This window comes from Microbacterium sp. 2FI (genome assembly GCF_005502885.1).
Lineage (GTDB): Bacteria > Actinomycetota > Actinomycetes > Actinomycetales > Microbacteriaceae > Microbacterium.
Genome location: NZ_SCMR01000003.1, coordinates 18,578 through 31,027, shown reverse-complemented (window position 1 = coordinate 31,027; position 12,450 = coordinate 18,578). Strand labels below are relative to the sequence as shown.

Sequence of the window (12,450 nt, the reverse complement as noted above, 5' to 3'; positions counted from 1 at the left end):
TATCCACATCTGTCGTCGGCCGCGTTGACTGCGTCCGACCAGTGTCCGACACTGGCCCGATACTGACCATCAACCCAGAGCGGAGGTCGAGATGGGCACCATCACCCCGTATGAAACGACGAAGGGCCGCCGCTACCGCGTGCGCTACCGCAAGCCAGATAGCACCGAGGCGCAGAAGCGCGGCTTCACGACGATGCGCGAAGCGCAGCTCTACCTCTCGATGGTCACGGTGTCGAAGTCGAAGGGCGAGTACATCGATCCCGTCGCGTCGCGCGTGCCGGTCCGGATGTTCGCCGACAGCTGGCTGCGATCCAAGCAACCGCCGATGTCGAAGCCTTCGTACTACATGACGCTCGATCGGGCGTGGAAGAACCACGTCGCTCCGGTCTGGGCAGACAGGGAGATCTGGTCGATCCGGCGCTCTGAAGTTCAGGATTGGGTGTCAGAGCTCGCGACGCAGAAGTCGCGCACGGTCGTTCTTCGCGCGCTCGGCGTCCTCGCCGGCATCATCGATGTCGCCATCGATGATCGTCGCCTCACGAACAATCCGGCCCGCCACATACGGAATCTCCCTCGAAACGGCCCGGGCAAGCGCCGCGTCTACCTCTCACATGACCAGGTGGCGACCCTGGCGGCGTGCTCGGCGCATCCGACGATGGTCTTGACGCTCGCCTACACCGGGCTGCGCTGGGGCGAGGCCACCGGGCTGCGGGTGCGCAGCGTGAACCGGCTGCGTCGACGCTTCGTCATCGAGGAGAACGCGGTGATGATCGCCTACGAGATCCACGTGGGCACACCCAAGACCCACGAGAAGCGCTCGGTCCCCTACCCCGAGCGTCTCGCTCCGATGATCGAGCAGGCCTGCGCCGGCAAGGGTCCGGAAGGGCTGCTCTTCGGCGACGGCGTCAACCACATGCGCAACTCCGGCAGTCAGGGGTGGTTCGCGAACGCGGTGAAGCGCGCGCAGATGATCGATCCATCAATCCCCCGGCTCACGCCGCACGACCTCCGTCACACCGCCGCATCGCTCGCGATCAGCTCGGGCGCCAACGTGAAGGCCGTGCAGCGGATGCTCGGCCACGCGTCGGCGGCGATGACGCTGGACACCTACGCCGATCTCTTCGACGACGATCTGGATGCCGTCGCAGCACGCCTCAACGACGCCATGCCATTGGTGGCGCTGCCGTCCGGACCGCAGACCCGCTACGCCCGACCGACGTAGGCCGCAGAGAGAGCAGATTGCTCAGCTTTTCGACGAGGCACAAGACGCCCGAGATGCTCGATTTCGGCGTTTCAAGACGTCGAACGAAGCGTCGTGGAGGGCCTCGTTTCTGGCCCAGATCTGCCCTCGGAGTTTTCAGAATGCGGCCAAAAAGCGGCCAAAAACGCATTCTGGGTGGTCTGACCACAGAAGAAATACCTGATCAGAGAAGAAAAACAGGTGTGCCCCTGGAGGGACTCGAACCCCCAACCGTTTCCTTAGGACGGAACTGCTCTTCCATTGAGCTACAGAGGCTGGCAGGTCTCAGTCTATCGACCGCCGTGGCGGCGCCGGCTCAACGCCGACGCCGCCAGACACCCAGGCACATCAGGGCCGCGGACCCCCGCCTCCACCGGGCCCGCCGCCCATCCCACCGGTCACACCCGAGCCTTCCGTCACACTGCCGGCCTCAGCGCCATCAACCGTCACCGTGTACGTCGCACCGTCGGCAACCCCAGCCCCGCTGTAGAACACGGCACCAAACTCGACACCAGCGACGAACGAAGCGATCACCGTTCCCGAACCGTCCACGATCTCGACGGTCTGCCCCGCCGAACCCGAGACCGTCCCCGCCGCCCACAGCTGCGAACCCGCAGGCGTGTTCAGTACACTGCCAGCGACGAACAGCTCACCCCCGTCGAGCGTCACGGCGCCGTTCGCGTCCACCGCGCCCTGACCTCCGCCCGACGTCGGACCGCTCACAACCGTCGAGCCGCCCGACACCGTGATCGAGCCGTTCGAGTCCAGCCCGTCGCCGACGGCCGTCACCCGCACAGTTCCGCCCGAGATCACGAGCGTCTCGCCCGAATCCGCCATGCCGGCACCACCCCCGCCGCCCTGCCCCGCTGCCGCAGCGGTCCCGCTCGCGGCATTGATGCCATCGTCCGAAACAGTGACGTCAACCGCCCCGCCAGAGATCGCGACATCGGCCGCCTCGAGGCCCTCGACGGCGTCGACCACGGTGACCTCGCCGGCACGAATCTCGAGCACCTGCTCGGCGTGCACACCGTCATCGCCCGACGTCACGGTGAGCGTGCCGCCCCCGATGCCGATCGAGCCGTCGGAATGCACGGCGTCGTCGACCGCGTCGATCGAGACATCGCCGCCGTCGATCACCGCGACGACCCCGGCGCTCACGCCCTTCGGCGCATCATCCGCGGCCGCGCTCGACCCGGCTGTCACCGACACGGTGCCGCCCGAGACGACGACATCCGTCGTCGCGGCGAGGCCGTCGTCACCGGTCCTCGCGGTCACATCGCCGCCCGAGACCACGATGAAGCCCTGCGTCGCGTCCTCGTCGTGGTCGCTCTTGAGAGCATCTCCCCCGGCCTCGACGACGACGGTGCCGCCCTCGATCGACAGCGAGTCCTTGCCGCGCAGCCCGTCGTCGACGGCATCCACCGTGATCTCGCCCGACAGGATCACCAGGTCATCCGTGCTCGCGATGCCGTCGTTGCCGTTGCCCGACACTGCAAGCGCCCCGCTCCCCGAAATCGTGAGGTCGGCGTCGCTGTAGATCGCGGCGTTGGCTTCCGCGGCGTCGACGTAGGCGTCGGCATCCGACACCGCGTTCTGCGAACCGTCGGCGAGTGAGATCGCGACATCGTCGGCGCTCGTCACGGTGATCGCGGGGGAATCGGATGCCGCGATCTCGGCGTCGTCGAGAATCAGCACCACCTGGGCATCGTCGGGCGCTGCGACCACGACCTGCCCGTCGAGCGAGCCCGACAGGCGGAAGACGCCGGCGGCGGTGATCGTCACCGTCGACCCCTCGACCGTGACGGCATCCGAGTCGGACGACGCCGACGAACCGCTCAGGTCGATGTCGACCGCATCCGACTCCGACCACTCGTCGTCGTTCACGACGGTGACGTCGGCATTTGCGGCGAGCACCGCCTCGGCGCTCAGCTCGGAATCGACGACAGCCGTCGTCTCGACCGATGAATCCGTCGTCGAGTCGCTCGTCGAGAGCGTCGGCGACGTGCCGGCGACGGTCTGCGTGGCGCAGCCGGCGAGCACGATTGCGGTGAGGGTCAGGGGAACTGCTGCCAGGATCAGGCGGCGACGGGGCATGATGCCTCCTCGGGTCGAGGGTGGTTGTGGGTTCGGGAAGCGTGGACCGGCGCGCGATGCGCCGACGCGAACGGCCCCCGCAGAAGGCGCGCCCAGCGATTCCGCGGCAGGTCGTCGCGCAGTGCCGCGAGCCCGGTGGCGTACTTGCTGACGGTCGCGGGGCGATGGCCGGTGCGCCACAGCATCCGATCGACGGGCGAGGCCGCGGCGCCCGACTTGGTCTCGACGATCGCGAGATCCGGCAGCGAGAATCCGTCGCCATCGGCGCCGGCCCACTCGAGGTCGGTGTCGACCGTCGCGCGCACGGCGCCGTCGGGCGCGAGCAGCGTCGCACGCCGATACCGGGTGATGAGCGTCGCGTCGAGGTCGTGCGCACGCACCGGCGGTACGCCGATCGTCGTGAGGGCGTCGGCGACGGCGTCACGCGCGTCGCCCGTCAGCTCGTCGCGCCGCTCGAGGTCGTACGCGTCACGATCCTTCACAGTGGTGCCGCGCACCCCGCGCGTCTTGATCTCGAGGAATGCCGAACCCGTGTCGAGGTAGCTGCGTGTGCGCAGCTTGAACCGTCGCCGCCGCGGCTGCGCCGCCATGCGGAAGCTCAAGAGGTCAGGCGTGTCGAAGTACACCGACTCGTATGCGAAGTCGCGGGCTCCGTCGATCTCGAGCACGCGCGTGCGCTCGTCGAGGGTTGCCAGCACCGTCGCAAGGTCGGCGCGCGGCACGACGTACTTGCGGTCGACACGCGTGAGGAGGGATGCCGTCGCCACCAGCTCGTCGAGAGCCACGGCGTCGAAGCGGCCGAGGGCGGTCATCGTGCACCTCCGTCGAGGGCGAGCTCGCGGGAGGTTCCGAGAGCGGAAGCGGGGACGGTGGCGCCGGATGCCCGGCCCCCTCGCCCACCCACGCGGTACCGCACATCCACGAGCGTGGTGTCGTTGACGAGGTCGAGCTCCTGCACGATGACGGTCGTCACGGCGCCGCCGAGGCGCTCTTCGAGCTCGGCCCGCAGGTCGGTCTCGTCGCTGACGGCCCGGTCGAGCCGCACCACCTGATGCCGGCTGCGCGACAGCAGCGCCGGGTGATCGGCGCCCCACAGCACCACGAGGATGAGCGCGATGAGTCCGGCGACCGGCCACGGATCCGTCTGCGGCAGGCCCGACAGCAGCCCGATCGCGAGCGCCGCGAAGTAGTAGGCGACCTCGCGCTGCGAGATCTCGGACGAGCGCAGCCGGATGATCGACAGCACGCCGAACAGCCCGAGACCGAGCCCCAGCGCCACTTCGGCCGTGCCGAGGACGGCGGCGACCGCCATCACCCCGACGTTCACGCCGAGATACGCGACGACGAGGTCGCGGCGGTGGTGCCGGCGGTAGTAGATGCCGAAGCTCAGGATGAGGGCGGCTGCCAGATCGATCCCGATCATGATCAGGGCACTGGTGGTCATGGGTTCCTCCTGGAGGGGTAGCTTTCGGTATCCATTCGAGCCGTCGCCGCTATGGGGCTCCTATGACGGGCATCTGCGTCGCTGACGAGTTCTGCGCGCCCGAACACGAATGTGCGCTGCACGCCGTAGCTCGTGACGAACAGCACCGCTTCGGTCGCGATCTTCGCGAGGAGGAGGGGGATGCCGAAGTCCGTCAGCGCCTCGAGCCACACCACGTTCGAGGCCAGCAGGGCGACCGCGAGGACGCCGTAGCGGAGCGCTTGGCCCGGCATCCGTCCCCTTCTCGCATCGCCGAAGACCACGCGCCGATTGACCGCGAAGTTGACCGACGCGCTCAGCACGCGCGCCGCGATGATCGACGGCACGAGAAGCCCGGTGAGCGCCGTCAGCACGAGCAGGGCGATGGTGTCGACGACGAAGGCGATGAGCGACGAGCCCGTGAACAGCGCGAGCGGCAGCGCCACCCGCCACGAATCCGCGACCGGGCGGAAATGACTCGACGCGTTCCCCTCGAGATAGACCGTCGCGATCGGCAGCTCGCGCGCCGCAATGCCGGCGCGCCGACTCTGCAGCAGCACGTTCTGCTCGAACTCGAACCGGTCGCCCCACTGGTCGCGAACCCACGCGAGGTGCTCCGACGGGATGCCGCGCAATCCGGTCTGCGTGTCGGAGAGGCTCCAGCCGGCTGCCAGCCGGAAGATCCCGCGCGCAAGCGCGTTGCCCACGCGGCTCCGCGCCGGCACGGCGCCGGTGAAGCCGCGGCAGCCGAGCACGAGCGCGGGCGCGCCGGCGTCGGCATCGGTCCGCACGGCGTCGGCGACACGCAGGATGTCGCGCGGAGTGTGTTGGCCGTCGGCATCCGCCGTCACGACGTCGTCGCCCGGGTGCGCCGCGAGGATGTGGGCGATGCCGGTCTTGAGCGCCGCTCCCTTGCCCCGGTTCGTGTCGTGGCGGAGCACGGTGGCACCCTCGGCGGCGACCGCGGCGAATACCGACGCGTAGTCCGGGCCGCTGCCGTCGTCGACGATCACGATGCCGAGGGCGGGTTCTGCTGCCACGAGCTCTCGCACCAGACGATCGAGCGCAGGCCCAGGCTCGAAGGCGGGGATGAGCACGATCACGGCGTCACTCCGCGCTCGCGCCGGTCGCATCGGCCGGCGCGATGTAGAGGATGTCGCTCGTCGCGCGCTCGCCGCCGTTCGACGGCTGGTTCACGACCTCGCCGTCGAAGTACAGCGTCGACGATCCGCCGCCGTCGAGGTTGTAGGCGGTCGTCGCGCCGAGGTCGAGCATGATGTCGGCGAGCTCGGTGAGGGTGACGCCGGCACTGTAGCCCTCCTGGCGGCCGTCGACCACGACGAAGACGAGGTGGTTCTCGTCGATCACGCCGACCGCGGTCCGGGGCTGATCGCCCTGGATCGAATGGTTGCCGAAGTTCGTGTCGATCTCCTGCGACTCGATCCCCTCGACCACGGAGCCGTCTTCGACGATCGCGGGGCCGAAGCTCAGCGTGTTCCAGGCGCCGTCGGCGAGCAGTTCGTCGGCGCTCGTCGTCGTCTCGTCGTAGACCTCGACGCGACCGTCGCTGTAGAAGACGAGCCCCGCCCGCGCCGGAGAGTCGCGGTAGACGACGCCGTTGCGGATCACGATGCCGGTGTCGCGGAACCCGTAGTAGTCGCCGTTCACCGCGAACACGGCGCCGTTGTCTGCGGCGATCTCGCTCGTGAGCTCGGTGATGTTCTCGCCGAACTGGTTCTTCGCGAAGGCGCTGCGCAGCGTCGTGGCATCGGTCAGCACAACATCGGCGACGTAATAGGTGACGGTGTCGTCGCCCGAGCCCTCGGTGACGGTCGAGATCGTGACCGAGGTCGCGCCGTCGGAGTACGAGGTGTCGGTGAGGACGGCTTCTGTCGTCGTCGTGGCGGTGGCCTCGGTCTCATCGACCGTCGAGTTCTGCGCCTCGTACGCCGAGACATCGGCGACCTCGACGTGCTCGATGAGGAATCGGTCGGCGGCCCACGCGGCCGCGCCGCCGCCCGAGAGGGCGACCACGAGGCCGGAGGCGATGATGATGCCGCGGGTTCTTCGGTGTCGGTTCTGCTCCATGCTTCATGGATACGCAGCCGACTGAGGCGCATCGTCGGTGCCGGCTATGAGGCGCCGATGGACTTCACGCCGTGGGTCAGAACTTCTCCACCCACTGCGCGCGCCACTCCGGCGGGTCGAACGCCTCGCTCCAATACGCCGTCTCCTTCATGATCTTGCCGTCGCGGAACTCGAAGATGAACACGGTCTCGTACTGCGGGCCGTCGTAGTCGAGGGTCGCCTCGGCGATGACGAGGTCGCCGTCGCTCTGGAGGCGCCGCGGCGTGATCGTCGGCAGCTGCGGGAACGCGCCGTAGATCGCACGCCGGTTCTCGGCGCCTCGCACGCGCTCGCGCGACTGCGGCCAGTCCATCGTCGCGTCGTCGTGGAACAGCTCGTCCATCACCTCGATGCGACGATCGTTGATGCAGGCGATCAGGCGCTCGACCTGTGCCTCGTTCGTGGTGCTCATCTCGGCATCCGTCTCTCCGACGACCCTCACGCGGCGCATCGCATCGTCGGGAATCCGCCCCATCCCCCAACGCCGCGGCGGCGCACTCATCATCCCGCCGCCGGAGCCCGGCGACAAGGCCGTCCCGTGTGCGGTTCACGCGCCCTGCGGCGTGATCACGACCTTCCCCAGCGCACGCCCCTCGCCGTGATGCGTGAGCGCTGCCGCGACCTCGTCGAGCGGGAACGCGCGGTCGATGCGGACGCTCACGTCGCCATCGATCACGCGCTGCGCGAGCGGGCTGAAGTGCTCGGGCCCCTGACGCACCGCCATCACGCCGATGCGCCGGCCGCTCAGCGCCCCGACGAGCGTTCCGAGGGTGAGCACCCGAAGAATCGTGCGACCGGTGCCGCCGACCATCCAGTACCGACCACCCGGCGCGAGCGCGCGGCGGTAGGCGAACACCGACCGCGCGGCGACGAGGTCGACGATGAGGTCGTACGGCCCCGTGGTGGTGAAGTCCCGCGCCCGATAGTCGAGCACGTCGTCGGCGCCGAGCTCACGCATGAACGCGAGCTTGTCGGCGTTGTCGACGGCGGTCACATGGATGCCGGCTGCCCGGGCGAGCTGGATCGCGAACATTCCCGTTCCGCCACCACCGCCGTTGAGCAGCATCCGCTCGCCCGGCTTCGCCCGCGCGACAGCCTGGAGCGCGATCGCGCCCGCCTGCGGGATCGTCGAGGCCTCGATGAGCGCGAGCCCGGCGGGAACCTCTGCGAGGGCGGATGCCGGCACCACCGCGTACTCGGCGAACCCGCCCAGACGCGGCATGGTGTCGCCGTACACCTCGTCGCCGATGCGCCAGCGCGTGACGTCGGCACCGACCGCCACGACGCGGCCGGCGATGTCGGAGCCGAGGATCTTCCGGTGCGGACGCGTCAGCCCGCCGAACCGCGCGTACGCCGGACTGCCGTGCAGGCCCTCCCAGTCACTGAGGTTGATCGAGGTCGCGGCGACCTGGATCAGCACCTCTGTGCTGCCGGGAGTCGGCACGGGCACGTGAGCGAGCCGCAGCCGATCGACGCCGCCGTACCGGTCGTACACGATCGCGCGCATGCCCCCAGTGTGGCGGTGCAGGTGGGTGTTGTCTGCCCGTTCGCGCAACCTCCGTGTTTCGTGGGAATCGGGCCGGATCGCCGTGACACGGTTGCAACGACGCCCGGATCTCGGAATCGTGGCCGGTTCCCTGACCGCAAGCGTAAGGAGAGCACGATGCTGGTAATGACCGAGACCGCAGCCGAGGCCGTGAAGTCGATCGTCGCACGAGTTCCGCAGGCAGCCGACGGCGGTGTGCGCATCCGCGACGCCGGATCCGACGCGGGCTTCGAGCTGAGCGTGGCCGCCGCGCCCGAAGCCGAAGACACCGTCGTGACGACCTCGGGTGCACACGTGTACCTCGACGCCGCAGCGCACGCCGCGCTCGATGAGCGGGTGCTCGACGCAGAAGTGGCCGAAGACGGCTCGGTGCGCTTCGCACTCGCCGACCAGGCCTGAGGGCTTCCGCGGGGCGGGCGTCGCTCTCGGCGCCCGCCCCGCGCTCTGCCCACCGCGCGTGCCCTCATCGGAAGTCGCGGGATGAGTGCTGCACCCCCACCCGCAGATCCTCGAACCGGTCGGCCAGCAGGTTCGTCACTCCCTCGATCGAGCGTTCCAGCATCCCCCGCACGATGAGAGCCGGGGCATCGCGCACGACCCGGCGATAGCGGTTCCACACCCCGACCGAGCAGATGACGTTCACGAGGCCGTGCTCGTCTTCGAGATTGAGGAAGGTGACACCGGATGCCGTCGCCGGCCGCTGCCGATGCGTCACGAGTCCCGCGACCTCGACGCGGCGGCCGCTCTCGTGGCCGCACAGCTCGCGCGAAGTGAGCACGCCGCGGGCATCGAGTCCCGAGCGGTAGTGCGTCATGGGGTGGTCATCGGTCGAGACCCCGGTCGCCCAGAGGTCTGCCGCCAGCCGCTCGTAGCTCGTCGGATCGGTGAACAGCGGCGGCTGCACCGAGACGAGCGAATCGGGCAGGAACTCCGGACGATCCAGCGCCGCCGAACCCGCCAGCCAGATCGCCTCGCGCCGACTGAGACCCAGGCACTCGAAGGCACCGGCCGTGGCGAGCGCCTCGAGCTGTGCCGCTGTCAGGCTCGTGCGGCGCACGAGATCCCGCATGTCGCGGAACGGCCCCTCCGCCTCGCGCGCGGCGACGATGCGCGCGGCGACCCCCGCGCCGATCCCCTTCACCGCCGCAAGCCCGAGCCGCACCGCGAACGCGCCGTCGCGGCGATGCGCGGCGGATTCGTCGGGTGCGTGCCGGTCGAAGAGCCCGACCGGGGGTTGGAGTCGCTGCGTGCACGCGTCGAGGCCGGTGGGGGCGCCGGTGGTCGGCCCTTCGTCTCGCTGCGCTCGCTCAGGGACCTCAGTGTCACCGGTCGCTGAGCGAGGAGCGAAGCGACGAGACGAAGCGCGCTCCCCCTGTTCGAGCACTGCCTCGAGCACCGCCTCGACCCCCGAGGCGTGCAGATCGGGCCGCCGCACCTCGACCCCATGCCGGCGCGCATCGGCGGTGAGGGTCGCGGGCGAGTAGAACCCCATCGGCTGCGCCCGCAGCAGCCCCGCGAGGAACGCCGCCGGATAGTGCAGCTTCAGCCACGACGACGCGTACACGAGCAGCGCGAACGACAGCGAGTGCGACTCGGCGAACCCGAAGTTCGCGAACGCCTGGATCTTCGCGTAGATGGCGTCGGCATCCTCCCCCACGAGGTTGTTCTCAGCCATCCCCTCGTACAGCTTCTCGCGCAGCGACTCGATGCGCTCGACTCCGCGCTTCGAGCCCATCGCCCGCCGCAGCAGGTCGGCGTCCTCGCCGCTGAGCCCGCCGACGGCCATGCCCATCTGCATGAGCTGCTCTTGGAACACCGGGATGCCGAGCGTGCGCTCGAGCACCGCCTTGAGCTTCGGGTGCGGATACGTCACCTCTTCGAGCCCGAGCTTGCGCCGGACGAACGGGTGCACCGCGCCACCCTGGATCGGCCCCGGCCGGATGAGGGCGATCTCGATCACGAGGTCGTAGAACCGCCGTGGCTGCAGGCGCGGCAAGAGCCCCATCTGCGCGCGCGACTCGACCTGGAACACCCCGATCGAATCGGCCCGGCACAGCATGTCGTAGACCGCCTTCTCCTCCTTCGGGATCGTCGACAGCTCCCACTCCTCACCCGTCGCACCGCGCACGAGATCGAAGCAGTATTGGAGGGCGGCCAGCATCCCGAGCCCCAGAAGATCGAACTTGACGAGCCCCATCCACGCCGCGTCGTCCTTGTCCCACTGGATTACGGTGCGGTTCTCCATGCGGGCGTGCTCGATCGGCACGACTTCGCCGACGGGCCGGTCGGTGAGCACCATCCCCCCGGAGTGGATGCCGAGATGCCGCGGCGCCTTCAGCAGCTCGCCGGCGAACTCGAGCACCTGATCGGGGATGTCGTGGCCCGGTCCCGTCGAGAGGGCCGCGCCCCACCCCTCAACCTGCTTCGACCACGCGTCCTGCTGCCCCGGCGAATGCCCGAGCGCCTTCGCCATGTCGCGCACCGCGTTCTTGGGCCGGTACTGGATGACGTTCGCGACCTGCGCGGCCCGCTCGCGCCCGTACTGCGCGTACACCCACTGGATGATCTCCTCGCGCCGATCCGAGTCGAAATCCACGTCGATGTCGGGCTCTTCATCGCGCAGCGACGAGAGGAACCGCTCGAACGGCAGGTCGTACGCGATCGCATCGACCGCGGTGATGTCGAGCAGATAGCAGATGGCGCTGTTGGCGGCCGAGCCGCGCCCTTGGCACAGGATGCCGCGGCGCCGCGCCTCTTGCACGATGCCGTGCACGATGAGGAAGTACCCCGGGAAGTCCTTCAGCTCGATCACCCCGAGCTCCTTCTCGATGCGCGCGCGATCCTTCGACGAGAGGTCGGGGTACTTCCGCGGCACCGCCTGCCACACCAGGTGCCGCAGCCACGACATGGGGGTGTGCCCCTCGGGCACCTCCTGCTTCGGCAGCGCGGGCTTCACGCGCCGGAGCGGAAACGCGAGCTCGTCGGCGAGCGTCACGGTGCGGGCGACGGCATCGGGATGCCGCACGAATCGCTCCGCCATCTCGGCGCCCGAGCGCAGGTGCGCGCCGGCGTGCGCCGGAAGCCAGCCGTCGAGCTCGTCGAGGCCGCGATTCGCGCGCACGGCGGCGACCGCCGCGGCGAGCAGCTGCCGGCGCGGCACCGCATAGTGCACGTTGTTGGTGGCGAGGAGCGGCAGCCGACGCTCGCGAGCGAGGGCCGCGAGCACCTCGTTGTCGCGCGTGTCGAGCGGATTGCCGTGATCGATGAGCTCGACGTGCACGGCGTCGTGCCCGAAGAGGGCGACGAGCCGGTCGATCTCGACGCCGGCGGCGTCCGCGGCGGCGTGCCCGGCGCCTGACGCGAGTGCTCGCCGCACGGCGCCCTTGCGGCATCCGGTCAAGACGACGACGTGGTCTCTCGTGGCCGCCGCGAACTCGTCGAGGTCGTAGAACGGACGCCCCTTCTCGGCGCCGCGCAGCTGCGCGCGGGTGATGGCGCCCGCGAGCCGGTGATACCCCTCCTCGCCCCGGGCGAGGACGAGCAGGTGCGCCCCGACGGGGTCGGCCTCGCCGTTCTGCCGCGCCGGAAGCTCGAGCGAGAGCTCGGCGCCGAACACGGTGTGCAGCGCGAGCGACTCTGCGGCCTCGGCGAAGCGGACGATCCCGTAGAAGCCGTCGTGGTCGGTGACGGCGAGCGCGTGCAGGCCGAGCCGCTCGGCCTCTTCGGCGAGCTCTTCGGGAGAGGATGCCCCGTCGAGGAACGAGAACGACGTGTGCGCGTGCAGCTCGGCGTACGGGATCGCGTCGGCCGGGCGCTCGATGCGCGGCGCGACGTACGGCCCGCGCTTGCGCGACCAGGCCGGACTGTCGCCGCCATCCGCTCCCGCGGGCGGACCCCCGGGCCGGCGGCGATCGCTCAGCAGCCGCTCCATCTCGGACCACGGCACCGACGGGTTGTGGAAGCCCATCAGACCCCCTCGGG

At 69.6% G+C, this 12,450-nt stretch carries 10 protein-coding genes and 1 tRNA gene; 2 read left to right on the top strand and 9 right to left on the bottom strand.

Annotated elements, in window-relative coordinates; genetic code table 11:
- Positions 1-91 precede the first annotated feature (91 nt).
- Complete coding sequence (locus FFS15_RS04095; protein WP_137843735.1) at positions 92-1,222, top strand: site-specific integrase; 1,131 nt, start codon at positions 92-94, stop codon at positions 1,220-1,222.
- 222 nt (positions 1,223-1,444) lie between these two features.
- Here FFS15_RS04095 and FFS15_RS04090 read toward each other — a convergent pair.
- The 8 genes from FFS15_RS04090 to FFS15_RS04055 all read right to left on the bottom strand — a co-directional run bounded on the left by FFS15_RS04090 (position 1,445) and on the right by FFS15_RS04055 (position 8,430).
- A tRNA-Arg gene (locus tag FFS15_RS04090) sits at positions 1,445-1,516 on the bottom strand.
- Positions 1,517-1,588: 72 nt separating this feature from the next.
- Positions 1,589-3,334 (bottom strand): carbohydrate-binding domain-containing protein, encoded by a 1,746-nt coding sequence (locus FFS15_RS04085; RefSeq protein ID WP_137843734.1) that lies wholly within the window; start codon positions 3,332-3,334, stop codon positions 1,589-1,591.
- Positions 3,316-4,146: a polyphosphate polymerase domain-containing protein gene (locus FFS15_RS04080; protein ID WP_137843733.1), complete on the bottom strand. Its 831-nt coding sequence runs from the start codon at positions 4,144-4,146 to the stop codon at positions 3,316-3,318. Before FFS15_RS04080 ends, FFS15_RS04085 begins: the two co-directional genes overlap by 19 nt.
- A complete protein-coding gene (locus FFS15_RS04075) occupies positions 4,143-4,778 on the bottom strand; it encodes a DUF4956 domain-containing protein (RefSeq protein ID WP_137843732.1) in 636 nt (211 codons plus the stop codon). Before FFS15_RS04075 ends, FFS15_RS04080 begins: the two co-directional genes overlap by 4 nt.
- Entirely contained in the window at positions 4,775-5,899 is a 1,125-nt protein-coding gene (locus FFS15_RS04070) for a bifunctional glycosyltransferase family 2/GtrA family protein (RefSeq protein ID WP_137843731.1), read from the bottom strand. The genes FFS15_RS04075 and FFS15_RS04070 overlap by 4 nt, the downstream gene beginning before the upstream one ends.
- A gap of 4 nt (positions 5,900-5,903) precedes the next feature.
- The gene (locus FFS15_RS04065; RefSeq protein ID WP_137843730.1) at positions 5,904-6,884 is read right to left on the bottom strand and encodes a phosphodiester glycosidase family protein; all 981 of its coding nucleotides are present in this window, start codon (positions 6,882-6,884) and stop codon (positions 5,904-5,906) included.
- Positions 6,885-6,960: 76 nt separating this feature from the next.
- Positions 6,961-7,335 (bottom strand): nuclear transport factor 2 family protein, encoded by a 375-nt coding sequence (locus FFS15_RS04060; RefSeq protein WP_249353692.1) that lies wholly within the window; start codon positions 7,333-7,335, stop codon positions 6,961-6,963.
- A 135-nt stretch (positions 7,336-7,470) separates the two neighbouring features.
- On the bottom strand, positions 7,471-8,430 hold the full coding sequence (locus tag FFS15_RS04055) for an NAD(P)-dependent alcohol dehydrogenase (protein ID WP_137843728.1): 960 nt from the start codon (positions 8,428-8,430) through the stop codon (positions 7,471-7,473).
- Positions 8,431-8,586: 156 nt separating this feature from the next.
- Here FFS15_RS04055 and FFS15_RS04050 point away from each other — a divergent pair, with 156 nt between their 5' ends.
- Positions 8,587-8,868 (top strand): Fe-S cluster assembly protein HesB, encoded by a 282-nt coding sequence (locus FFS15_RS04050; protein WP_137843727.1) that lies wholly within the window; start codon positions 8,587-8,589, stop codon positions 8,866-8,868.
- Between the two features lie 64 nt (positions 8,869-8,932).
- On the opposite strand, the gene FFS15_RS04045 is transcribed toward FFS15_RS04050, so the two are convergent.
- On the bottom strand, positions 8,933-12,436 hold the full coding sequence (locus FFS15_RS04045; protein ID WP_137843726.1) for an error-prone DNA polymerase: 3,504 nt from the start codon (positions 12,434-12,436) through the stop codon (positions 8,933-8,935).
- Positions 12,437-12,450 lie beyond the last annotated feature (14 nt).